Origin of the sequence: Salinicola sp. CR57, assembly GCF_003206585.1 — a bacterium.
In the GTDB taxonomy this organism is placed as follows: Bacteria; Pseudomonadota; Gammaproteobacteria; order Pseudomonadales; family Halomonadaceae; genus Salinicola; species Salinicola lusitanus.
The window spans coordinates 139,465-161,391 of the sequence record NZ_PZJL01000011.1; the positions used below are offsets into that span (position 1 = coordinate 139,465).

Consider the following 21,927-nt stretch of genomic DNA (forward strand, 5'->3'; position numbering starts at 1 on the left):
CTCCTTGTGGAAGTGGGCAGGTCGCGACGGCGGGTCGAATTGGAAAACGGACCCGACGACCGACGATCGAGCACCATTCTACCCGCGTGACCGGAACGATATCGAATCAGGATGACGCCCGGAGAAGCCGGGCGGGACGACAGCCGGGAGGAGAGCCGCGATTATCGGCCCCGGGTTCAGCGGCGCTCGGGAGCCTCTTCCGACCACACCCCACGCACCGGGCACTGCAGACTCGGCAGGGGCCGCGTCACGATCCAGAGCGCCAGCCCCGCCAGACCCAGGATCAGGCCCACCTTGAGTGGCCAGAGGGAGACGGTGAAAGCGATGATCAGGCACGACACGCCGAGCATGATCACTGCCATGATCTTGGCGTGCTTGGGTATGGCACGCTCGCGCTCCCACGACTGGATCGGCGGGCCGAAGCGCGGATGATTGCGAATCCAGTTGGCAAATCGCGGCGAGCCTCGCGACGCCAGCCAAACAGCCGCCAGCATGAAACAGGTGGTCGGCATCACCGGCAGGAACAGACCGATCACGCCCAGCGCGAAGCTGATGGCGGCCAAGGTGACATAGATGGCATTACGCATGCCGGACATCCCCACTGCGATGGATCGAGGCGCCGCCCGAAGAGGACGCTTGGTCAGGTAGTGTAAACCAGCCTCCTCCCCGCCCTCCAATCTCCGTCGATGGAAAACGCCAATGTTGACGATAGCGAAACCGTCCGTTCGCCTGGAGACGGCTAGTGTGGCCCGGTCTTCGGCGTAGGCTGTCGGTAATACTCATTTTCCCGGAAGCGACACCCATGACGACGCGCCAGGTGCTCTATCTCTCCCACGGCTCCCCGGACCTCAGCCTGACCGACCATCCGGCCCGCGCCTTCCTGGCCGACCTCGGCGAGCGGTTGCCCAAGCCCTCGGCAGCGCTGGTGATCTCGGCGCACTTCGAAGCGCCGGGGCTGGTTCTGGGCAGTGCCGAGAAACCCGCTACCTGGCACGACTTCCACGGCTTCCCCGCCCTACTCTACCGGCTGCGATATCCCGCCGCCGGAGCACCGACAATGGCACGGCAACTGAGCGAGGACCTCGCCGTGTCAGGTATCGACGCTCGCCTGGACCACGCCAGGCCGCTGGATCATGGTATCTGGTCACCGCTCTCGCTGCTGTGGCCGGACGCCGACGTGCCGCTGATACCGGTCAGCGTGCCCATGGCGGCCGATACCGCAACCCAGCTCCAGATAGCGGCGGCATTGGGCCGATGGGCCGCAACCAACGGCGTGATGCTGATCGGCTCCGGTGCCGCCACCCACAATCTCGGCGCCCGGCACGTCATCCACGATGCGCCGGATACCTGGGCACGGCAGTTTCACGACTGGGCCATCGACGTCGCCGCACGTGGCGACCTCGACGCGATGAGAGCGTGGCGGGATGCGCCGAACGCCCGCTACGCGCACCCGACGCCCGAGCACTTCCTGCCGTTGCTGATGTGTGTGGGTGCCATGGAGGGCCGACCGCTTCGGACACTTCACGAGAGCTTCATGTTCGGCAATCTGAGCATGCTGGCGCTGGGCAGCGAGGAGCTGCCGGGGCGGCTCGACATCGCCGCCGCTTAGCGAGTGGAGCCAGGGGCGTCCCGGGCGACCGGCAGCATCAATCCCGGAAGTTGTCGTACTGCAGCGGCAGGTCGGGGCCCTCTTCGCCCTTGAGCAACGCGATCGCCTGCTGCAGATCGTCGCGCTTCTTGCCGGTCACCCGGACCTTGTCGCCCTGGATCGCGGACTGCACCTTGAGCTTCGACTCCTTGAGCAGCTTGACGATCGCCTTGGCATCGGGCTGTTCCAGGCCCTGCTTGAGCTTGACCTGCTGGCGCGCCTTGACGCCGGAGGTCTGTGCGTCCTCGATCTCCATGCAGCGCGGGTCGATACCACGAGCGATCAACTTGTTGCGCAGCACGTCGATCATCTGCTGAAGCTGGAACTCGGCATCCGCCTCGAGTGACACGGTCTCGCCCTCCAGCGAAAAGCTGGCATCGACGCCGCGGAAGTCGAAGCGGGTCTGTATCTCGCGGTTCGCCTGGTCGACGGCGTTGGTCGCTTCATGACGATCGAATTCGGAGACGATATCGAAAGACGGCATGGGAATAGTCCTCAGTCAAAAAATCCACCGCGGCTGCGGCGAGGGTCAGTCGGCTGACGCCGCGTCGGGCGTCTCGGAAACGTCGAGTCGCTTGTCCATCTGCCAGGCGGCACAGCCATCGGCATAGTAGTCGTCCAGCCAGCGATGGGCGATGAACCCCATCCGGCGATAGAGCCCCATCGCGACACGGTTGTCGGCACGCACCTCGAGCAGTAAACGTTGGCTGCCGCGCGCCAGCGCCGCCTCCTCCAGCGCCTGAAGCAGCTCCCGCCCCAGCCCGGTGCCGCGTGCGGCGGGATCGACGCAGAAGGAGTAGAGCCTCGCCGTGGTGCTGTTACGACGAAACAGCAGCGTGCCGTAGCCGACGACACATTGATCCTCTGACACCGCCAGCAGGTTGACGGCATTGGCACGGGTCAACAGGTGCGCCAGTTGGCGCCGGCTGAAGCGGTCACTGTCGAAGCAGCGCTCTTCCAGTTGGTACAAGGCGTCGCAATCGGCGGGTAAGCCGCGACGAAGCGTGCGGAGCATGCGTGCGCTCTCATCAGATTCATCTAGAATTTCAGTGTCTTCAGGTCTTCATCGCCCTGAAACCGCACCGGCAGGCCCTCGGAGGGACCTTCAACGTACCGGCGATGCTGAAATTATTTCACGCCGACAACGACTTGTCGCCGCCTTCCCGTCGTCGCATGCTGTTCCCCCCGCAGCCTCGACGCCTGCCGTATCGATCTCCGCCGCCTCCCATCGGGAGATGGCGGGAAAAGGAGCCACCGATTTCATGTCACGCCTGCGTATCGTCGTCGACCGCCTTGCCGACTGGCAACCCTACTACCCTTCCGAGGACCTGATCAGCGCCGACGCCTTCCTGGCACTGGACGGCTCGGTGGCAGCGGACGATGCCACCCATGTCATCAACCTGTGTGCCAACCTCGATTATCTGGAAACCGGTTATTACGTGTCGTTGCTGGCCCAGGCCCGCGATCAGCGCGTCCTGCCCAGCGTGGAAACCCTCAACCAGCTGTCGCGCAAGGCCCTGATCGACATGCAGCTGGCCGCCATCGACCCCTTGTTGATGGAACTGGACAAGCGCGGTGCGCTGGCGGGCGATACCTTCACCCTGCGCGTGTTCTTCGGTGAATGTCGCGAGCCCGAGCTGCAGCGCCTGGCTCGAAGGCTGTTCGAGCGCCTGCCCCATCCATTGCTGGAAGCCCGTTTCGAGAAACGCCAGAACGTCTGGCGACTGGCGAGGCTCAAGCCCCTGGCACTGACCGCGCTGCAGTCCGGCGAGGAGGATCTGTTCGCGACGGCGCTGAACCGCCACTCGACCCGGGTCTGGCGCACACCGCGCGCCCGTCGTCGCTACCGTTTCGACCTGGCGATCCTGGTCGACCCGCAGGAAGCGTTGCCGCCCAGCAACCGGGGAGCCATCAAGCGTTTCATCCGCGCCGGCCGGCGGCTGGGAATCGACGTCAACCTGATCACCCATCGCGATGCCGGTCGGCTGGCCGAATTCGACGCCCTGTTCATCCGCGAGACGACCCGGCTGGACCACCACACCTACCGCATGGCCAAGAAGGCCGAACACGAGGGGCTGGTGGTGATCGACGACCCGCAGTCGATCCTGCGCTGCACCAACAAGATTTTTCTCCACGAGTTGCTGGGCACCCACAAGATCCCCGCGCCTCGCGGCCAACTGCTCTATCGCGGCGACATGGAGCGGCTCGACGAGAAGCTGGCCCACCTGGAGTATCCGCTGGTGTTGAAGGTGCCAGACGGCGCTTTTTCCAAGGGCGTGGTCAAGATTCGATCGCGGGAGGAGCTGGTCGCGGAGGCCCCCAAGCTGTTCGAATCCTCCGCCCTGCTGCTGCTTCAGGAGTGGCTGCCCACCGACTTCGACTGGCGCATCGGCGTGCTCGACGGCCAGATGCTGTTCGCCAGCCGCTACTACATGGCCCGCGGCCACTGGCAGATCTACGACCACTCCAGCGGCAAGACGCGCAGCGGGGGCTTCACCACCCACGACCTGTCCGAAGTGCCGCCACCGGTGGTCAAGGCCGCGTTGCGGGCGACCAAGCTGATCGGCAATGGTCTCTACGGGGTCGACCTCAAGCAGATCGGCGACCGTGTCGTGGTCATCGAGGTCAACGACAACCCCAACCTGGACGCGGGCGTGGAGGACGTGGTGCTGAAGGATAAACTCTACGAACGGGTGATGACGGTGTTCCTGAACCGCATGGAGCGCCAGCTCGAGCACAAGCCGCGCTGACGCTCCCGGTTCAGGCCGCCCCGGCGCTCACGGCCACCTGGTAGCCGACGAACTTGCGCAGGTTGACGACGCCGGTGTCGAGGATCAGGTACTGGCCCTTGAGCCCCATCAGGGTGCCCTCGATCCGGGGCGTCTTGTCGAAATTGAACGACACGATCTTGCGCGGCCACTCGAGCACCGGGTAGTCGATCGACAGCGGTGCCACGTCATCGACCGTCTGGATCGCGTCGTGACCGAACCGTCGACGCAGTTCTGCCAGCCCGGGCTCCAGCGACGCCAGCAGCCGACCGCGCTCGGCAACCAGATCGAGCGGGTCGACCTCGCCCTTGAGCATCGCCCGCCAGTTGGTGCGATCGGAAACCTGCGCCTTGAACAGCGTCTCGACGAAACCGGACTGCTGACGGGTCTCCACGTCGAGAATCGGCAGTGCCTGAATCGCTCCCTGGTCGAGCCAGCGTGTCGGCATGTTGGTGCCACGCGTGATGCCGACCTTGAGTCCGGAGGCGTTGGCCAGGTAGACGGTATGCGGGCGAAAGCAGTGACGCTCCCCCCAGGCGGGATCGCGGCAGGTACCCTGGAAATAGTGACAGGTCTCCGGACGCATCATGCAGAGATCGCAATGCGCCAGCGACGAGAAACAGGGGTAGCAGTGCCCCTGGCCGAAGCTCTTGCGCGTGGCCCGGCCGCACTCGATGCAGTGAATCTCGCCGGTGTGACGCAGCTCGACGCGCCGGCCCAGCCAGGCGTTGAGCCCCACGCGCTGGTCGCCGGCCCGCAGCGTGTACTCCGCCGGGCGCCCCGACACCGGCAGCCGGATATCGAGCTTGCGCAACTGGCCACGGGCCCGATCTTGCCGGTCTTCTCCCGGGAGGCTTTCGTCACCGGCTGTCAGCGGGATCAGTTGATCCATTTGACCGCGGCTTCCTCGGCGGAAGAGTGGCTGCCGGAGGCGCACTCGTTGCGCTCCAGATAGCCGACGCGCTGCTCCGCGGGAACGTCGTGGATCATCTCGTACTTGATCACGGCCTCCATGCACAGCTCGGTCTGTTCGGCGCTCAGCCGGCGGCCGTCCGGCCACTTGCGGCGCTCGATGGCCTGTTTGAAGTTCTGGTACATCTCCGGCGTCATCTGCGCGACCATGCGGTCGAAATTCATCTCGCTCATTACCTGTCTCCCGAGGCGTCGTGGCCGGCGCCTCCCGGTGCATTGCGGCTGGCGAACCAGCCCATGATCAACCCGATCAGCAATCCTCCCAGATGCGCCTCGTTGGCAACGTTGCCGAAGCCGAAGGCATCGCCCAGCCCGGTCATGGTAAAGACCATCCAGCCCAGCATGAAGACCATCAGCATCTGAGGCACGAAGAGGCCGCTTTCGGGGCGGCGCCGGGACATCAGCCAGACATAGCCGAGCAGCGCATAGTCGACGCCGGACATTCCCCCGAACAGCACGGTGCCGGTGAAATACTGGGCCAGATTCGAGAACAGCGCGGCCACGACGACGATGACACCCAGTCGGCGCCAGCCCTGGAGCGACTCTACCTGACGGCCGAAGTACCACACCCACAGCATGTTGAAGATCAGGTGCATCCAGCCGAAGTGCAGCAGCGCCGGCGTGAACAGCCGCCATACCTGGCCCCCGGCCAGGGTGTCGGAGACGAGATCGCCGGGCACCAGCCGCTGCCCTATCACTTCGAGAGGCACGATGGTGAAAGCACGGACGATGGCATCGCCGGCAAACGTCATGCAGAGGAAGACCGCCACGCAGACCGCAATCAGCCCTGCCGCGAGCGGCGCCTGGCCGAAGGCCTGGCCGGTGATGCTGGGACGCCGGCGAGGCGCCGACTGGGCAGCCGACGTCTCCAGCTCGCCACGATGCCAAAGCTCGATCAGCCGTGCCGCCTCGTCCCGCTGCTCGGGATTCGCCAGCCACAACACCTGCCGATCGGCCTCCTGGGTGAAGCGATGGCCGATATGGTTCGCCCACATCGCTTGTCGAAGCGGACGCGTATCCAGATCGCCGGGCAGTTCGAGTAACTTGTACATGGGAAAGGTCCGACCCGGTTTCCGAGAAAGAGTGTCGACGAGAGTCGACGACACGTGAGCGCACCGGACGGACGGCCCGGAGCTCGACGACATCGATGATCGTTCGACGCCGCCATTCTACAGACCAGAAAAAGAAAAATCCGGCGGAAGGCCGCCGGATAAGAGCAAGGGATCATTCAAGGGAACACTGACTTTGAGGGTATCCGCCGGACGGAGTTCCTCGGCAGAGGAAAAAAAATCCCATTTTTTTCCCGATTGGCACCGGGCTGTCAAAAAAACTCGATAAATCAATTGCTAAAATCATTGTAAAAAAATGCAAAAATCGCAGCAGGCAGGCTCACGACGTCAATTGCGCGCGCCCTCCCTCTCGACGTCGACCCAGACGAACCGGTTGGCATCTAGCCGCGCCTCCCCTTCCCAGCGGTAGGCCACCAGTCGGCCATACTTCACCGCGCTGTAATCGAGACAGGCGATATTCGCCCGCGGCAGCGCCGGGACCCCCTTGCACCAGTAGTGGCCGACGAACAGCGGCGGTGCCGATTCCGGGTAGTAACTCAACCGCTCCCGTTCGCCGGCGCTCAGAGAGCGATCCTCGAGCCCCAGCGGCAGGTTGTCGGGCTGAAAGACAACATCCCCGTAGGTGCGCGGGTTCCGGCACCAGAAATGGGTACGAAACGAGCGCCGCGTGAAGCCATCGCCGGAGCGGATCTCCACCCCCGGGGGCAACGGCAGTTGAGTGCCGCGGGTGAGCCGATCCAGGACACGCTGCGCCAGGCTGCCGTGATCGATCGATTCGATCAGAAAGTCCCGATCGATACGGGCATCGGGGCGGCGCGCCAGGAAGGCGGCGATCAGCGGCTCGTCCCAGCATGCGTGGACCACCCGCAATCCTCCCAGGTCAAGGCACAGCGGCAGTGTCATGAACCAGGAGAGACAGTTCTCCCACTCCAGCGGAAAGGCGTGGAACTGCTCCAGGGTGCGACCGATGATCCGGTTGTTACGCGGGGTGTGCTCCCGTAGCCACTCACGCTCTCTATCGCTCGGTGCCTGGTGACAGTAGGCCAGGGCGTTGACCTCGTGATTGCCCATCACGATACGGGCCTCGCCAGCATCGACCATGCCCTTGGCCACGGCGACCGCCAGCCGGATGCTGGGTCCGCGATCGATCAGATCCCCCAGGAAGATCACGCGCCGGCTTGGATGACGAAAGACACCATCGTCTGCCCGATAGCCAAGCTTTTCGAGCAGACGTATCAGGGTGTGCCCGCAACCGTGTACGTCTCCGATCAGGTCGTAGCCGTCGACACCATCGTCTTTCGCCATGTCAGTCTCCCAGCCTGCTGCTCCAACCCAGCTTGGAGCGGCAGGCCTCGAAGAAACTGTGTCCGCGCGGGTGGATCAAGGTCAGCCGCTCGGCTTGGCGACGGACATAGAGGACGTCGTCGGGCTTGCAGACGACGCGGGTCTGGCCATCGCAACTGACGTGGGGATAGGCCTGGTTGATGTCGCCGATATGCACGCGAATCTCGCTGGCGGCATCGATCACGATCGGCCGGCTGGAGAGCGTATGCGGGAACATCGGCACCAGCGTGATGGCTTCCAGTCCCGGATGCACGATAGGCCCGCCCCCCGACAGCGCGTAGGCAGTGGAGCCAGTCGGGGTCGCCATGATCAAGCCATCGGAGCGCTGGGAGTAGACGAAGCGATCGTCGACGAACAGCTCGAACTCGATCATTCGGGCTGCCTTGCCGGGATGCACGACGACATCGTTGAGACTGGAGCCGGAGCCGATCAGGCGCTCGCCACGATAGAGCTCCGCCTCGAGCAGAAAGCGTCGCTCGCTGTCGTACTGCCCTTCCAGCACCTCGGCGACCTTCTGCTCCACCTCGTCCGGTGAAATATCGGTCAGAAATCCCAGCCGGCCACGGTTGATGCCGAGTACCGGCGTCCCGCTGTGACACAGCGCCCGTGCGGCGCCCAGCAGGCTGCCGTCACCTCCCACCACGATCACCAGGTCGCACAGCGTACCCAGCTCGCGGCGTCTGGCTTCGCCGTGGCCGTGCCCCTGCAGCAGCGCCGCCGTGCGGTCCTCGATCACGATGTCGAGACCACGACGTTCGAGGAAGATCACCAGACGCTTGAGCGTCTCGACCACCTTGTCGCTACCCAAACGGCCGATCAGGCCGATGGTGTTGAACGATTCCATACAGCGTGTCTCTACGCGACGTGACGGCCCGCCATTATGCTGGCTGGGCTCGCTCCCCGGCAAACCCGACGATTCGCTCCCGGCGTGGGGCATGAACTGCCCCCCACGCCAAGCGCACCCGTCCGTGCAAGACACGGCCGACGCCCCCCGCCCGAAATCTCAATCGGGACGGGAGGGCGAGCCAATCGGCCTGGGGCTAACGGTCTAAAATATCCTATACTTTGGCCGGCCTGGCGCAGGGAGTTCACGCCCGCACGTCCCCCTTCACCAAGCGCTATCGGCGCGGTCTTTCCGGTCCGATGCCATATCGCACTGAAAGGCAACCGCCAGGCTCGCAAAACCGCTCTCATCAGGAGAAAAAAGCTTCATGTCGCAATCTGGATCATTCAGGCCGGGCATCATCGTCATGCTCCTGGGCTCGCTCGCCGGGCTCGCCGTGGCGCTCTATGCCTATTTCACGCCGCTCACCGGGGTCAATGGATCCCTTGGCGCCCTCGTCGTCATTCTATCGACGATCGCACTGGCCATCCTGACGCTGGTCCTGGCGCCACTTTCCTGCCGCAGCGGCCGCGTGGCACTGCGCGTGCTGATCCTGCTGGACCTCGTCGGCACCGGCTTCGCCGGGCTGCTGCTGCACCAGTGGTGGCTGACGGCCGCCATGGTGGTGGGCCTGATCGGCCTGCTGCTGGAGATGGCCAGTCCTGCCTCCTCCACCACGCCAGCCCATTCCTGAGGAGCCGAGTCATGTCCACATCCCTGTCACAGCCGTCCACACCGACCCTGAAACTCGCCGCCACCCGGTTGGGTTCGGTCACGGCACTGGCGCTGCTGCTCGCCCCGCTGCCGCTGCTAGCCCAGGATCAGCCGGCCGAATCCGATCCAACCTCGACGCGAAGCGAATCTCCGGCATCATCCGAGACCACGGCATCGCCCAGTTCGGCGCAGGCCAACGATGAGAGCAACCGGGACGTCAGCACGGCAGACTCGAGCGATCGGCAAAATGCCAATCGGGCACCGATTCCGCTCGTCCCCGAAAAGCCGACCTGGGACAGTTTCCACGGCCAGCTCAATGCCCAGAAATACAGCCCGCTAGACCAGATCACGGCGGATAACGTCGGAGATATCGAGAAGGTCTGGGAGTACCACACCGGCGATATCTCCGACGGCTCCGGCGATACGCCAGCAACCGTATGGTCGGCGACCCCGGTCTTCGCCAACGACACGATCTATATCGGCACCCCCTTCTATCGCCTGATCGCGCTCGACCCGGGCACCGGCGAGGAGAAGTGGAGTTTCGATACCAAATCCTCGCGCAAGGCGCTGACCCAGCCGGTACTCAAGAACCGCGGTGTCTCCTACTGGGAAGCCGAGAATCCCGTAGCCGGCGAGCCGTGCCAGAAGATCGTCTACATGGGCACCATGGACGCCCAGCTATTCGCGCTGGACGCCGACACCGGCGAACTCTGCAAGGGCTTTGCCGACAACGGCGTGCTCAATGTCAACCAGTGGAACGATACCCACGCCGAGTGGCCGCTCTCCGTACTGCAGCCGCCAACGGTGGTCGGTGACCACCTGATGCTGGGCTGGGCCGGCATGGACTGGGCCTATGAACAGGCGCCCCCGGGCACGATCTTCTCGCTAAACGCCCAGACCGGCGAGCTCGAGTGGACATTCCAGGCGCTCTCCGACGAGATGCGCGAGAAGAGCGGTACCGCCAACGTCTGGACCCACATGTCCGCCGATCGCGAGAACGGCCTGCTTTACCTGCCGGTCTCCTCGCCGTCGCCGAACTACTGGGGCGGCAATCGCACCGAGGAGGCGCCGCTGGCGACTTCGACCACCGCGCTCGATATCGAGACCGGCAAGGTGGTGTGGTCGCGCCAGTGGGTTCACCACGATATCTGGGACTATGACATCAACTCCGCCCCGACGCTGATGGATATCACCGTCGATGGCAAGGAGGTCCCGGCGCTGATCCAGGCGACCAAGCAGGGCTTCCTGTTCGTAGTCAATCGCCTGACCGGCGAAGACGTCTGGCCGATCGAGGAGCGTCCGGTACCGCAGGGTGACGGCAGCGTCGAAGGCGAGGTCTACGCCCCGACCCAGCCCTTCCCGACCAAGCCGGCGCCGCTGCTGGACCAGTCCGAGAAGCCCAAGATCTGGGGCCTCGCCGATGCCGTGGGTGGTGGCCAGTGTTCTCGTCTGTGGGACGACCTGACCTACGAAGGCATGTACACCCCGCCGACCACCAAGGGCGAGGGCGCCCTGGCCTATCCGGACAGCGCGGGTGGCGTTCAGTGGGGCGGGGTGGCGTTCGACCCCGTGAGCCAGACCGCGATCGTCAACACCTCGCATATCGTGCAGACCATCAAGCTGTACAACCGCGAAGATTACGAGAAAGCGGACAGCGGTTCCGGCAACGAGAGCGGTTTCGCGCCGCAGAAGGGTGCGCCCTACGGCCTGCGCCTGGAAGTCGCGACGAACTGGCTGGGCATGCCGTGCTGGGAACCGCCCTTCGGCGAGCTGGTAGCGCTGGACATGCATACCGGTGACGTGAAGTGGCGGCGTCCGGTCGGGGCATCGCAGCAGTACGGCTTCTTCATGCCCGAGAAGTGGGGCTCCCCCACCATCGGCGGTCCTGCGGTGACCGCGGGTGGCGTCGTGTTCATCGGTGCCTCGATGGACGCCAAGCTGCGTGCCTTCTCGCTGGAGACGGGCGAAGAGCTGTGGTCGGACCAGGCCCAAGCGCCGGCCGTGGCCAACCCCTCGGTCTACGAATATCAGGGCCGGCAGTATGTCGCCTTCGTGGCCGGCGGCAACACCATCCTCAAGGACCAGGTGGGCGATCAGGTCGTGGTCTACGCCCTGCCGGAGAAGTGATCGTCGCATCGCACATCGTTCGGTGATCACCCGCACGGGGTAGGCTTCGGCCTACCCCGTTTACGTTCCAGCCCATGGTCTTCTGCCTGTCATCCAAAAAACAGAACACCCCGCGCCTTTCATTCGATCACACTCTCTCTGGATACTCGGTGGATGACCTCTCCACCAACAACAAAGAGGTAACGATCGATGCCCCTCTCTCAACTGCTCAATTGGCGCCTGCATCTGCTGGTCGTCCTGCTGTCGCTGCTCAGCGAATGGATCGGTATCGTCAAGATTCCGCTCGGGCCGGGGACGCTACTGCTACTGCCGCTGTTCTACGCCTTCGTCCTCGGGGTCCTGCTCAATCCGCACCTGTTCTCCGGAACCCGGCGATTCCTGCCCGAGAGCGTCAGCCAGGCGGCCACCCCGCTCATCCTGATCTCGATCATGCCGTTCATTGCGCGCTTCGGTTCGACCATCGGCCCTGCCATCGACCAGCTCATCAGCGCGGGTCCGGCACTGATCCTGCAGGAGCTGGGCAATCTCGGCACCATGCTGGTGGCACTGCCGGTGGCGGTGCTGGTTCTCCAGATGGGGCGGGAAGCGATCGGCGCGACCTATTCGATCGCGCGCGAACCCAACATCGCGATCATCTCCGACAAGTACGGCCTCAAGGGTCCGGAAGGCGTCGGCGTGATGGGGGTCTACGTCGTCGGTACCATGTTCGGCACGCTATGGTTCGCGCTGATGGCCGGCTATCTCGCCTCGCTGGACTGGTTCGACCCGCGCGCGCTGGCGATGGCCTGCGGTGTCGGCAGCGGCAGCATGGTCGCGGCATGTTCCGGCGCGCTGGCCGGCGCCGTCCCCGATCTCGCCGACGACCTGCTCGCCTTTGCCGGCGCCAGCAACCTGTTGACCTATGCCACCGGGCTTTACGTCTCGCTCTTCATTGCCCTGCCCGTCGCCGAGTGGCTCTACCGTCGCCTGGGCGGTCGCCGCCACGCCGCCAGCACGATGGGCGCCGCGACCGACGATGAGGCGGCGGACCTCACCCGCGAAGAACGCCCCGAGGCGAATCTCGCCAAGACCGCCGCCGTACTGGCCATGGCCTGTATCGTCGGCTGGATCGCCAACACCATCAACGGTGCCTCGCTGGTCGCAGCCCTGCCGGGCATGATCATTCTCTACGTCATGACCGTGGTCGGCCTGGCCATCACTCGGGCGGCGCCGTTCTATCTCCCCGCCGTGGCCTGGGTGTCGTTGGTCAGCATCGTCATGACACTGCCGTTTTTCCCGGGCAGCGGCTGGATCGTCGAGCAGCTTGCCGCGGTCAACTTCCTCGCCATCGTCACCCCGGTCCTGGCCTACGCCGGCCTGGCCCTCAGCCGGCGCGAGTTCAGCATGTTCCGCCAGACCGGCTGGAAGCTGATCATCATCTCGCTGCTGGTGTTCACCGGTACCTACATCGGCTCGGCCGTGGTGGCCCAGGTACTGCTGTAGGCACCTCGCCTTCATCGGCGACGCGCCCGACCCGGTAGCGGGCGCGTCACCCGATCGTTCGAATCGATCATGAGCCATTGCTGGAGCAGATCATGAACCAGAGCGCACCCTATCCCGACCCGAAGACGCTGACCGCGTGGCGCCACGACTTCCATCGCCATCCGGAGATCGCCTTCGAGGAGACCCGCACCAGCGAGCGCATCGTCGCCATTCTGCGCGAGCATGGCCTCGACCCGGTCACCGGGCTTGGCGGAGGCACCGGCGTCGTCGTCACCATCAGCGGCAACCGGGGAGAAGGCCGGCGTATCGGGCTGCGGGCCGATATCGACGCCCTGCCCATCGACGAACTCAACGACGTCGATCATCGCTCGACGATACCAGGGCGCATGCACGCCTGCGGCCACGACGGCCACACCACCATGCTGCTGGGCGCGGCCTGCGCGCTGGCGAAGGATCCGGACTTCGCCGGCCAGGTCCACTGTATCTTCCAGCCCGCGGAAGAGAGCGAAGGCGGCGGCCGGGTGATGGTCGAAGAGGGGCTGTTCGAACGCTTCCCGATGGAGGCGGTCTACGGCCTGCACAACTGGCCGGGACTCGCCGTCGGCGAGGCCGCCGTCCACGATGGCCCGGTGATGGCGGCGTTCGATGTCTTCACGCTCAAGCTGACCGGGCGCGGCTGCCACGCGGCCATGCCCCATCTGGGAACGGACGTGGTGCTCGCCGCCTGCCAGCTGGCCAATCAGTTGCAGGGGCTGATCAGCCGCGAGACCCCACCGCATCAATCCGCCGTGCTGAGCATTACCCAGTTCCACGCCGGCGACGCCTACAACGTCATTCCTGAGACGGTGGAACTGCGCGGCACCGTGCGCTGCTTCGATGCGGCGCTCAAGGCCCGGCTGGAACAGCGCTTCCGCGACGCCGTCACGGCCACCGCCCAGTTCCACGGCCTCAAGGCCGATTTCGACTACCAGGCGCGCTATCCGGCCACGATCAATACGCCCCGGCATGCCACCCGATGTGCCGAGGTGCTCGAGGCGCTGCCCGGCATCGACAAGGTCCACCGCGATATGGCGCCCAGCATGGGGTCGGAAGATTTCGCCTTCATGCTCGACCGCTGCCCCGGCGCCTATATCTGGCTGGGTAACGGCGACAGCGCCGCGTTACACAACCCGGCCTATGACTTCAACGATGCCATTTCACCGCTCGGCGTCGCCTACTGGCAGGCGTTGGTGAAGAAACTGTTGAACGACTGACGACGGCCCTAGCGAAACGATTCATCCGAAAGCAAGCCTGGAGAACCTGATGAAAATCACCGTCATCGGCCTTGGCCAGATGGGTGGCAATATGGCGCTGACGCTCAAGCGCGCCGGCTTCGATGTCAGCGGCAGCGACCGTTTCGAGGCCGCCCGGGAGCGTCTGGCGGCGCAGGGCCTCGCTACCGTCGGCCCGGAGGCGATTACCGCCAGCGATGTCTACCTGCTGTCACTGCCCACCTCCGATCACGTCCGGGAAGTCATCGAAACCTCACCTGGACTGCTGGACCGCGCGCCCAAGGGCAGCGTGATCGTCGACACCTCCACCAGCGACCCGGTGGTGAGCCGCGAACTCGCCGCCAAGGTCATCGCGGCCGGCCTCGAGTGGCTGGACGCCCCGGTCAGCGGCGGCCCCAAGGGCGCGGCAAACGGCAAGCTCGGCATGCTGCTCGGTGGCAACATGGCGACGCTGGAGCGTGTCATGCCGATGCTGGAAGCGATGTCCGCCAAGCGAACCCATGTGGGCGGCCCGGGCAGCGGCCACGTGGTCAAGCTGGCCAACAACTATCTCTGCGCCACCAACCTGATCGCGACCGCCGAAGCCGTGGTCCTCGCGGCCAAGGCCGGCGTCGATCCGGCGGCCTGCCTGTCCGGCCTCAACAGCGGCTCGGGGCGCAGCGCCGTCAGCGAAGTCAATTTTCCCGAGTGGATCCTTTCCGGCCGTTTCGACTCCGGCTTCACCAGCGGCCTGATGCGCAAGGACCTGCGTCTCGCCCGGGACGCCGCCGACGATCTCGGGCTCGATCTGGCACTTCTCCATCAGGTCGTTGCCGGCTGGCATGCCAACGCCGAACGCCCGAGGGACGGCGACGATTTCAATCATATCGTCTCGCCGATCCTGGCCCAGGCCGGGGTCGATTTCACCCGGCGCTCCGCCAACGACGAGGAGACCTCCGCATGAATGCGCTCGACACCCAGGCCCAGCAAGCCTTGCACCGTCTTCTCGCCCAGTTCGGCTTGTCGCTGGAGCCTGGAGACACGCCCTGCTCCAACTGGATCGACGGCAATCTGGTCGCGGGTCAGGGCGACAGCATCGCGCTGACGAACCCGGCGACCGGAGGCGATCTGGGCAGCTATCGCGATGCTGGCGCCGAGCTGCTCGACCGAGCCGTCGAGGCCGCGGCGCGCGCCCAGCTCGAATGGATGGCGTTGACCGCCAGTGAACGCGGCCGGCGCATGAACGCCGCCATCCGTCGGCTGGAGGGCCACGAGGAGGACCTCGCTCAGCTCGAGAGCGTGGTCGCCGGCAAGCCGATTCGGGACTGCCGGGGCGAGGTCGGCAAGGTCAGGGAGATGTTCGAGTACTACGCCGGCTGGTGCGACAAGCAGCACGGCGAGGTCATTCCGGTGCCTACCTCCCATCTCAACTACGTTCGCCACGTCCCCTTCGGCGTGGTCGGCCAGATCACCCCCTGGAACGCACCGATGTTCACCTGCGCCTGGCAGCTGGCGCCGGCCATCGCCGCGGGCAACGGCGTCGTTCTCAAGCCTTCGGAGCTGACGCCGTTCTCATCGGTGGTGATCGCCCGCCTGCTCGAATGCGGCGGCCTGCCCAGGGGACTGATCAATATCGTCAACGGCCTCGGCCCGACCACCGGCGCCGCGCTGACAGGCCACGACGGCATCAGCAAACTGGTGTTCGTCGGCTCCCCCGACAGCGGCCGCCTGATCGCCGAGGCCGGCGCCCGCCGCCTGGTCCCCAGCGTGCTGGAGCTCGGTGGCAAATCCGCCAACATCGTGTTCGACGATGCCAGGCTCGACGATGCCGTGGCCGGCGCCCAGGCAGCGATCTTCGCTGCCGCCGGGCAGAGCTGCGTGGCCGGTTCGCGCCTGCTGATCCAGCGCGACATCTTCGATGCCGTGGTCGAGCGCGTCGGTCGGGCCGCCAGCCAGATTGTCGTGGGCCTCCCTGCCGATGAGGCCACCCGCATGGGGCCGCTGCAGAACGCCCGCCAGTACGGACGCGTCACCGCCATGATCGAGCGTGCCAGGGCCGCCGGTGCGCGTGTCGTCACTGGCGGGCAGCGCCCGGAGGGGCTGCCCCCAGGTGCCGACGGTTACTACCTGGCGCCGACGGTGATCGCCGATGTCGATGCCTCCATGGAGATTGCCCGCGAGGAGGTGTTCGGTCCGGTGGTGGTCGCCATGCCGTTCGACGACGAAGCCGACGCCGTTCGGCTCGCCAATGCGACCCGCTTCGGTCTCGCCGGGGCCGTCTGGACGCAGGACCCGGCCCGCGCGCATCGCGTCGCCGGCCAGCTGCGTGCCGGCACGATCTGGATCAACAGCTACAAGGCGATCAACGTGATGTCGCCCTTCGGCGGCTTCCGTGACAGCGGCTTTGGCCGGTCCAGCGGTCTCGACGGCCTGCGTGAATACACCGTCCCGCAGAGCGTCTGGGTCGAGACCGGCGCCGAAGCCAGCGTCGCCATGGGTTACGGCAGCGGCGCTGCCTGAGGCGCCGTCGAGGGCGGGCAGCGACGTCGCTCGCCCAGGCGCGAGTTCGGGTATCATCGCAGGCATCAGCCTGGAACCGACGAGGAATCGCCCGTGCACCCCGCCGATCTCTGTTATCTCAACAACGCCTCCGTCGGCCTGCAGAGCCCGGCGGTCGCGGCTCGCCTGCGGGATTGGCTGGAGGCGGAGATGGCGGCCTATCCGCGTCAGCGCCTCGAGAGCGCGCTCTGGGATGGCCAGGCGACCAGAACCAAGCTGAGCCAGTGGATCGGTGCACCGGAGACCCAGCTCGCCTTCGGTGCCAGCACCTCGCAGCTCATGGCCCAGGTCATCGGCAACCTGGACCTCGCCGGAAGACGGCTGCTGGTCGCACCTGGCGAGTGGGCTTCCAACATCGTCATGCTCAGACGGCTCGGCGGGGAGCCGCCGCGCGCCATCGAACTGCTGGCGACGGATGCGGAGGGACGGTTGGACATGGCTGCCATCGCCAGGCAGATCGACGACGACGTCGCGGCGATATTGACGCCGCTGGTAACCAGCATCGAGGGTCGGCGCTACGCGGTGGAAACCCTGGGCGCCCTGCCCCGGCCGTCGCACTGTCCGCTGATCGTCGATGCCGCACAGGGGCTGGGACAGACGGAGATCGACGTCCGCCGACTCGGCTGTGACGTACTGGTTGCCACGACGCGTAAGTGGCTTCGTGGACCTCGCGGCATGGCACTGCTCTACGTCAGCCAGCCGGCAATGGCCATGATGCGCCTCAACCCGACGCCAGAGCTGGCGGGGCTGAGGCTGGATCCGACAAGCCAGCGGTTCGTCGATCTGCCCCAGGCCCGACGTTTCGATGCTTCCGACCTCTCGGTCATGAATCAGGTGGGTTTGACGGCCGCCCTGAACGAGCTACAGCAGATCGCGCTGCAGCCGCTGCGCGACCATCTGACCGCGCTCGCCGGGCAGGTCTACGACATCGCTCGGGAACAGGGATTTCGGCCGCTGTTGCCCCATCCCGAAACGGGCATCGCCACGATCCACCTGCCGGATAGCGAGCCGCTCCAGGTGGTTCAGCGGCTCGATGCCGCCGGGATCGTCGCCAAGGCCTGCAGCACGGCAGCCGAACCCCTGAACGTTCGGCTGCCGGCAACCGGCACGTTATTGCGGATCTCGCCCCACTGGCATAACACCTCGGCGGATATCGACCGCGCCATGGCGGCGTTGAAATGAGAAAACGCGAAGCCGATCGCGTACCCTGTCTCCCTCGCCTCGCGATATTGGGCGATACTGCATACAACGACGCGACGGGATGGAAGGCTCATGAGCTTCGGCATCGATCACCCTTTACTGGCGGTCAGTAATCTCGATCATGCCGCCCGGGCAGCCAGGGATCTCGGTTTCACCGTCAACCCGCGACATCAACATCCGTGGGGCACGGACAATCACCTGCTGTTCTTCAGCAACAACTTCATCGAACTGATCGGCATCGGTCGTCCGGAATGCCTGGACTACCAGGATGCCAACGGCTTCCAGTTCGGCCGCCTGGTCGAGGCTCGACTGATCACGGTAGGCGACGGCATCGCCATGGTGGCGCTGGACAGCGACAGTATCCAGCGTGATCACGCCCTGGTCGCGGCACGTGGCTTCAACGACGCTTGCCCGATCATCTTCCGCCGCATGGCCCATTTGCCCGGCGGCCGCGACGAGGAGGTGAGCGTGGCGCTGGATATCCTCCACGACCCCGAACGCCCCTTCCTGACCCAGTTCCTCTGCCAGCAGCTACGCCCGGAACTGTTTCGTGTCGACCCGACGCAGGAGGCGCATGCCAACACCGCGACATCGATCGCCGACGTCTGGTACGTCAGCGATGAGCCGGATTACGACATCGAGCACTTCCGCCGCATTCACGGTGCCGGCTCGGTCCGGGGCAGCGACGCGGCGTGGACGATTCACACCCACAAGGGGGACTGCCACCTGCTCGATGCCCGGACGCTGGCGGCGACCTTCCCCACTCTCGGCGAGGTCGAGGCGGAGCCCCCACGCGCCGTAGCCCTGACCCTCACCTGCCGGGACCTGACAGCGGCGATCGCCTGTTGGGAGGAGCACGGGATCGACTACCATCGTCACAGCGAGACCCAGGCCGACATTGCGCCGGGCGTCATGGGGACCCTGCTTCGATTCGAGCAGCGTTAGCGGGCATCCCGCCGACACCGACCGGATGGCGGCCCCGAACGTCGTTGCTCACGACGGGGCACGGAAGGCCTGCATCCAGGCCGCCAGGTGGCGCAGCAACTTGAGGCTCGCCTGCGGCTGGCGCCGACCGATCCGGGTGATCATGTGGGCCTGGGAGTTCTGGAAAAGCGCCGAGGCCACCGGTAACGCCACTACGCTGCCCTCGACTATCTCGTGGGCCACGGCAAACCGCGGCAGCAGCGTGATACCCATGCCGGCGACCACCGCACGGCGCAGCACCGCCATCGAGTTGGTCTCCACCGCGACCTGCGGGTGCAGGCCCGCCTGGGCGAATGCCTGATCCACCAGCCGGCGCACGCCGTGCCCCGGTTTCCAGAGCGCCATCGGGATTCCACTGAGCCGTTGCAGCGAGATCGAATCAGGATCCCCGACAAGCGGGTGGTCGGCGGGACAGATCGCCAACAGCGGCTGGCCGCTGGAGGCCCAGAAGCGAATCTGCGGATGCACCCGTTCGTGGAACATCAGCCCGATATGCGCCCGATCCTCCACCACCGACTCGATGATCTCGTCCGTGCCCGCCTGTTCGATGTCCAGGCGCACGCCCCGGTAGCGTTCGGCAAAGGCTCTGAGCGGGGCGTCGATCAAATCGTTGATGAACCCCTCGCCCACGACCAGGGAGATGGTGCCGGTCTCCAGCCGCTGGTAGGCCTCCAGGCGGGTGATGAACTCGTCGTCCAGGTCCCCGCGTCGACGGCAGTAGTCGAGCGCCATCTCTCCCACCGGCGTAGGGCGAATCCCTCTCGGCGTGCGTTCGAGCAGCGGCGCTTCGAACGCTGCCTCCAGCAACGATATCTGGCGACTGACTGCCGAGGGTGCGATGTCCAGCCGCGCTGCCGCCTTGCGCAGCGATCCGGACTCGACCGTGACGCGAAAATAGACCAGGCGCTGATGGGGAATGTCCATGAGTGTCGACCGGAGAGCGGGAACCGTGGCCACGATTAGCCCATCAACGCGTGACGACGTCAACGTTCTCGCCGGGGCAATGGCGCTTTCGACTCGACTTCGGCCATCGGATGCTGGCAATGTTGCCCAGTCATGCCTGAAAACTCGCGGCGACGGCCTTTGTCGATTCCCTCGCCGGCACCGCTCTTCCCCCAGCAGGAGTCACCTCATGTTCATCGCCATGAACCGCTTTCGCGTCAACCCGGCGCGCACCGAGGAGTTCGAGACGATATGGCTGGAGCGCGAAACCCATCTCCAAGGACTGCCCGGATTCGTCGAATTCCAGATGCTGCGCGGCCCGGCGGAGGAAGACCACGTGCTCTACGCCTCCCACACCGTCTGGCGCTCTCGCGACGATTTCGACGCCTGGACCCATTCCGAAGCGTTCCGCGCGGCCCATGCCAACGCCGGCCAGAGTCGGCGTGAAGGCCTCTATCTCGGCCCACCCAAGTTCGAGGGCTTCGACGTCATTCAGACGATCGGCAGCGATGAAAGCGCTGGCTGAGCGGGGCTATCGGCGCCTGGCGATCGGCCTCGTCCTGGCCGGCCTGCTGTCGAGCGGCCCTTCGTCGGCCTCGCCACCGCCGACCAAAGCCGAGGTCGCGAAGCAGAAGGCTGTACAGCTAGAGCGACGCGTGGTCGAGACGGACAGGATCGAACCCGCCCCCGAGGCAGTGCGACTGACGCCGGAGGGGACCGAGGCTGTCGACCCGCAGGGTTTGGCGCCGCTCGACGATGCGATCACCTGCCTGGCGCGGTCGATCTACTGGGAGGCCAAGGGCACCGATCAGCGCGAGATGCAGGCAGTCGCCAACGTGATCATGAACCGGCTGGGCAACCCCGAGTTTCCCTCGAGCCTGTGTGACATCGTTCAGCAAGGATCGGAGCACGGACACTGCCAGTTCTCCTGGTGGTGCGATGGCCGTCCCGACGAAGCCAACGAGCCAGAACAGTACGCGAAAGCCAGGGAAGTGGCGCGTCGCGCGCTCAACGGGACGCTCCCCGACATCACCCATGGCGCCCTGTTCTTCCACCACCGCAGCATCTCTCCCGGCTGGATGTCGACACTGGTCAGGACGGCTCGAACCCAAGAGTTCAACTTCTATCGCCAGCCCGGATGATCCAGGCCATCTACTCCCGACGCAGACCGAATCCATGCCGATGAAACCACGCTTCGACACCGAACAGACCAGGGCCGCAGATACCGGACACCGCTCGATCTTCTTCTCGAATCCAATCGATACCGACGCCCTGTGGCAGACGCTACTCGATGCCGCGAGCAGCGCGGTGAACCGAGACCCGCTGCTGTCCGCACTGTATCGCCATACCCTGCTGGAGGTGCCGGACTTCGCGAGCGCCCTGGCCCGGGTCATCGCCGAGACGCTGACCACGCCGCGGTTGCCGGAGGACGCAGCGCGGAAGCGCGTCGAGGCGCTTCTCGACCGACATCCGGCGATCGCCAGGGCTGCCGAGCGGGATCTGGTCGCGCTGCTCCGCGAGGATGCCGCCATTCCCGAACCCTTCACGCCGCTGCTGTTCTTTCCCGGCTACCGGGCGGTGCAGTGTCACCGCATTGCCCATCAATGGTGGCTGGACGGGCTGACCGACCTGGCCAGCCACCTCCAGTACCGCACGGCAGTCCAGTTCAGTGCCGATATCCACCCCGCCGCGACCCTTGGCGCCGGGCTGTTCGTCGATCATGGTGCCGGGATCGTCATCGGTGAAACCGCCGTCGTCGAGGACGATGTCACGATCTTTCATGGCGTGACGCTCGGCAGTTCGGGCAAGGTGAGCGGCGACCGTCACCCCAAGGTTCGCCGTGGCGCCTTTCTGGGGGCCGGCGCCACCATCCTGGGCAATATCGAAATCGGGGAAGACGCCCGGATCGGCGCTGCGGCCATCGTCACCCGCAGCGTCGCCGCCGGCACCACCGTGATCGGCACCGCCGCCAGACCGCGCTGAG

At 65.6% G+C, this 21,927-nt stretch carries 22 protein-coding genes; 13 read left to right on the forward strand and 9 right to left on the reverse strand.

The features are described 5' to 3' along the window. Positions 1-176 precede the first annotated feature (176 nt). The gene (locus tag DOM56_RS16000; RefSeq protein WP_348627124.1) at positions 177-587 is read right to left on the reverse strand and encodes a YbaN family protein; all 411 of its coding nucleotides are present in this window, start codon (positions 585-587) and stop codon (positions 177-179) included. Between the two features lie 215 nt (positions 588-802). Between DOM56_RS16000 and DOM56_RS16005 the strand changes: the two genes are divergently transcribed. Further along, positions 803-1,609 (forward strand): class III extradiol ring-cleavage dioxygenase, encoded by an 807-nt coding sequence (locus tag DOM56_RS16005; protein ID WP_110710067.1) that lies wholly within the window; start codon positions 803-805, stop codon positions 1,607-1,609. 37 nt (positions 1,610-1,646) lie between these two features. Here the strand turns inward: DOM56_RS16005 and DOM56_RS16010 are convergent, their stop codons facing one another. Further along, positions 1,647-2,132, reverse strand: coding sequence for a YajQ family cyclic di-GMP-binding protein (locus tag DOM56_RS16010; protein WP_110710068.1), 486 nt, complete (start codon positions 2,130-2,132; stop codon positions 1,647-1,649). Positions 2,133-2,177: 45 nt separating this feature from the next. Continuing rightward, positions 2,178-2,663 carry an N-acetyltransferase gene (locus tag DOM56_RS16015; protein WP_110710069.1) on the reverse strand — a complete coding sequence of 162 codons (486 nt, stop codon included), beginning with the start codon at positions 2,661-2,663 and terminating at the stop codon, positions 2,178-2,180. A gap of 247 nt (positions 2,664-2,910) precedes the next feature. On the opposite strand from DOM56_RS16015, the gene DOM56_RS16020 reads away from it, so the two are divergent. Further along, entirely contained in the window at positions 2,911-4,398 is a 1,488-nt protein-coding gene (locus tag DOM56_RS16020) for a RimK family protein (RefSeq protein ID WP_110600890.1), read from the forward strand. A gap of 10 nt (positions 4,399-4,408) precedes the next feature. On the opposite strand, the gene DOM56_RS16025 is transcribed toward DOM56_RS16020, so the two are convergent. The 5 genes from DOM56_RS16025 to DOM56_RS16045 all read right to left on the reverse strand — a co-directional run bounded on the left by DOM56_RS16025 (position 4,409) and on the right by DOM56_RS16045 (position 8,646). Beyond that, positions 4,409-5,308 carry a DUF2797 domain-containing protein gene (locus tag DOM56_RS16025; RefSeq protein ID WP_110710070.1) on the reverse strand — a complete coding sequence of 300 codons (900 nt, stop codon included), beginning with the start codon at positions 5,306-5,308 and terminating at the stop codon, positions 4,409-4,411. Beyond that, complete coding sequence (locus DOM56_RS16030) at positions 5,296-5,562, reverse strand: DUF1315 family protein (RefSeq protein WP_110600888.1); 267 nt, start codon at positions 5,560-5,562, stop codon at positions 5,296-5,298. The genes DOM56_RS16025 and DOM56_RS16030 overlap by 13 nt, the downstream gene beginning before the upstream one ends. Next, a complete protein-coding gene (locus DOM56_RS16035; RefSeq protein WP_110710071.1) occupies positions 5,562-6,440 on the reverse strand; it encodes a rhomboid family intramembrane serine protease in 879 nt (292 codons plus the stop codon). Before DOM56_RS16035 ends, DOM56_RS16030 begins: the two co-directional genes overlap by 1 nt. A 345-nt stretch (positions 6,441-6,785) precedes the next feature. Next, on the reverse strand, positions 6,786-7,763 hold the full coding sequence (locus DOM56_RS16040; protein WP_110710072.1) for a metallophosphoesterase: 978 nt from the start codon (positions 7,761-7,763) through the stop codon (positions 6,786-6,788). A 1-nt stretch (position 7,764) separates the two neighbouring features. Beyond that, positions 7,765-8,646, reverse strand: a complete 882-nt coding sequence (locus DOM56_RS16045; protein WP_110600883.1) for an NAD(+) kinase — start codon at positions 8,644-8,646, stop codon at positions 7,765-7,767. Positions 8,647-9,013: 367 nt separating this feature from the next. On the opposite strand from DOM56_RS16045, the gene DOM56_RS16050 reads away from it, so the two are divergent. The 8 genes from DOM56_RS16050 to DOM56_RS16085 all read left to right on the forward strand — a co-directional run bounded on the left by DOM56_RS16050 (position 9,014) and on the right by DOM56_RS16085 (position 18,962). Next, positions 9,014-9,379: a hypothetical protein gene (locus DOM56_RS16050; RefSeq protein ID WP_110600881.1), complete on the forward strand. Its 366-nt coding sequence runs from the start codon at positions 9,014-9,016 to the stop codon at positions 9,377-9,379. Between the two features lie 11 nt (positions 9,380-9,390). After that, complete coding sequence (locus tag DOM56_RS16055; protein WP_110710073.1) at positions 9,391-11,526, forward strand: pyrroloquinoline quinone-dependent dehydrogenase; 2,136 nt, start codon at positions 9,391-9,393, stop codon at positions 11,524-11,526. A 189-nt stretch (positions 11,527-11,715) separates the two neighbouring features. Then, a complete protein-coding gene (locus tag DOM56_RS16060; protein ID WP_110710074.1) occupies positions 11,716-13,008 on the forward strand; it encodes a DUF3100 domain-containing protein in 1,293 nt (430 codons plus the stop codon). A gap of 92 nt (positions 13,009-13,100) precedes the next feature. Further along, positions 13,101-14,261 carry a M20 aminoacylase family protein gene (locus tag DOM56_RS16065; RefSeq protein WP_110710239.1) on the forward strand — a complete coding sequence of 387 codons (1,161 nt, stop codon included), beginning with the start codon at positions 13,101-13,103 and terminating at the stop codon, positions 14,259-14,261. 49 nt (positions 14,262-14,310) lie between these two features. Continuing rightward, on the forward strand, positions 14,311-15,222 hold the full coding sequence (locus DOM56_RS16070) for an NAD(P)-dependent oxidoreductase (protein ID WP_110710075.1): 912 nt from the start codon (positions 14,311-14,313) through the stop codon (positions 15,220-15,222). Then, positions 15,219-16,778, forward strand: a complete 1,560-nt coding sequence (locus DOM56_RS16075) for an aldehyde dehydrogenase family protein (RefSeq protein ID WP_110710076.1) — start codon at positions 15,219-15,221, stop codon at positions 16,776-16,778. The genes DOM56_RS16070 and DOM56_RS16075 overlap by 4 nt, the downstream gene beginning before the upstream one ends. A 93-nt stretch (positions 16,779-16,871) precedes the next feature. After that, positions 16,872-17,999 (forward strand): aminotransferase class V-fold PLP-dependent enzyme, encoded by a 1,128-nt coding sequence (locus DOM56_RS16080; RefSeq protein WP_110710077.1) that lies wholly within the window; start codon positions 16,872-16,874, stop codon positions 17,997-17,999. A 90-nt stretch (positions 18,000-18,089) separates the two neighbouring features. Beyond that, a complete protein-coding gene (locus DOM56_RS16085; RefSeq protein ID WP_110710078.1) occupies positions 18,090-18,962 on the forward strand; it encodes a VOC family protein in 873 nt (290 codons plus the stop codon). Between the two features lie 48 nt (positions 18,963-19,010). Here DOM56_RS16085 and DOM56_RS16090 read toward each other — a convergent pair whose 3' ends face one another. Beyond that, the gene (locus tag DOM56_RS16090) at positions 19,011-19,925 is read right to left on the reverse strand and encodes a LysR family transcriptional regulator (protein WP_110710079.1); all 915 of its coding nucleotides are present in this window, start codon (positions 19,923-19,925) and stop codon (positions 19,011-19,013) included. Between the two features lie 208 nt (positions 19,926-20,133). Here DOM56_RS16090 and DOM56_RS16095 point away from each other — a divergent pair, with 208 nt between their 5' ends. From DOM56_RS16095 to epsC, 3 genes are read left to right on the forward strand one after another with little or no spacing between them, the layout of a single operon-like run. After that, positions 20,134-20,469, forward strand: coding sequence for an antibiotic biosynthesis monooxygenase (locus DOM56_RS16095; protein WP_110710080.1), 336 nt, complete (start codon positions 20,134-20,136; stop codon positions 20,467-20,469). Then, on the forward strand, positions 20,453-21,085 hold the full coding sequence (locus DOM56_RS16100) for a cell wall hydrolase (RefSeq protein ID WP_110710081.1): 633 nt from the start codon (positions 20,453-20,455) through the stop codon (positions 21,083-21,085). Before DOM56_RS16095 ends, DOM56_RS16100 begins: the two co-directional genes overlap by 17 nt. A 40-nt stretch (positions 21,086-21,125) precedes the next feature. Then, positions 21,126-21,926: a serine O-acetyltransferase EpsC gene (gene epsC, locus DOM56_RS16105; RefSeq protein ID WP_157958257.1), complete on the forward strand. Its 801-nt coding sequence runs from the start codon at positions 21,126-21,128 to the stop codon at positions 21,924-21,926. The last annotated feature ends 1 nt before the right edge of the window (position 21,927 follow it).

Excerpts from the sequence above, each read along its gene's own strand:
- DOM56_RS16000 (WP_348627124.1), bottom strand. The coding sequence starts at position 587 with ATGCGTAATGCCATCTATGTCACCTTGGCCGCCATCAGCTTCGCGCTG.
- DOM56_RS16005 (WP_110710067.1), top strand. The coding sequence starts at position 803 with ATGACGACGCGCCAGGTGCTCTATCTCTCCCACGGCTCCCCGGACCTC.
- DOM56_RS16010 (WP_110710068.1), bottom strand. The coding sequence starts at position 2,132 with ATGCCGTCTTTCGATATCGTCTCCGAATTCGATCGTCATGAAGCGACC.
- DOM56_RS16015 (WP_110710069.1), bottom strand. The coding sequence starts at position 2,663 with ATGCTCCGCACGCTTCGTCGCGGCTTACCCGCCGATTGCGACGCCTTG.
- DOM56_RS16020 (WP_110600890.1), top strand. The coding sequence starts at position 2,911 with ATGTCACGCCTGCGTATCGTCGTCGACCGCCTTGCCGACTGGCAACCC.
- DOM56_RS16025 (WP_110710070.1), bottom strand. The coding sequence starts at position 5,308 with ATGGATCAACTGATCCCGCTGACAGCCGGTGACGAAAGCCTCCCGGGA.
- DOM56_RS16030 (WP_110600888.1), bottom strand. The coding sequence starts at position 5,562 with ATGAGCGAGATGAATTTCGACCGCATGGTCGCGCAGATGACGCCGGAG.
- DOM56_RS16035 (WP_110710071.1), bottom strand. The coding sequence starts at position 6,440 with ATGTACAAGTTACTCGAACTGCCCGGCGATCTGGATACGCGTCCGCTT.
- DOM56_RS16040 (WP_110710072.1), bottom strand. The coding sequence starts at position 7,763 with ATGGCGAAAGACGATGGTGTCGACGGCTACGACCTGATCGGAGACGTA.
- DOM56_RS16045 (WP_110600883.1), bottom strand. The coding sequence starts at position 8,646 with ATGGAATCGTTCAACACCATCGGCCTGATCGGCCGTTTGGGTAGCGAC.
- DOM56_RS16050 (WP_110600881.1), top strand. The coding sequence starts at position 9,014 with ATGTCGCAATCTGGATCATTCAGGCCGGGCATCATCGTCATGCTCCTG.
- DOM56_RS16055 (WP_110710073.1), top strand. The coding sequence starts at position 9,391 with ATGTCCACATCCCTGTCACAGCCGTCCACACCGACCCTGAAACTCGCC.
- DOM56_RS16060 (WP_110710074.1), top strand. The coding sequence starts at position 11,716 with ATGCCCCTCTCTCAACTGCTCAATTGGCGCCTGCATCTGCTGGTCGTC.
- DOM56_RS16065 (WP_110710239.1), top strand. The coding sequence starts at position 13,101 with ATGAACCAGAGCGCACCCTATCCCGACCCGAAGACGCTGACCGCGTGG.
- DOM56_RS16070 (WP_110710075.1), top strand. The coding sequence starts at position 14,311 with ATGAAAATCACCGTCATCGGCCTTGGCCAGATGGGTGGCAATATGGCG.
- DOM56_RS16075 (WP_110710076.1), top strand. The coding sequence starts at position 15,219 with ATGAATGCGCTCGACACCCAGGCCCAGCAAGCCTTGCACCGTCTTCTC.
- DOM56_RS16085 (WP_110710078.1), top strand. The coding sequence starts at position 18,090 with ATGAGCTTCGGCATCGATCACCCTTTACTGGCGGTCAGTAATCTCGAT.
- DOM56_RS16090 (WP_110710079.1), bottom strand. The coding sequence starts at position 19,925 with ATGGACATTCCCCATCAGCGCCTGGTCTATTTTCGCGTCACGGTCGAG.
- DOM56_RS16095 (WP_110710080.1), top strand. The coding sequence starts at position 20,134 with ATGTTCATCGCCATGAACCGCTTTCGCGTCAACCCGGCGCGCACCGAG.
- DOM56_RS16100 (WP_110710081.1), top strand. The coding sequence starts at position 20,453 with ATGAAAGCGCTGGCTGAGCGGGGCTATCGGCGCCTGGCGATCGGCCTC.
- epsC (WP_157958257.1), top strand. The coding sequence starts at position 21,126 with ATGAAACCACGCTTCGACACCGAACAGACCAGGGCCGCAGATACCGGA.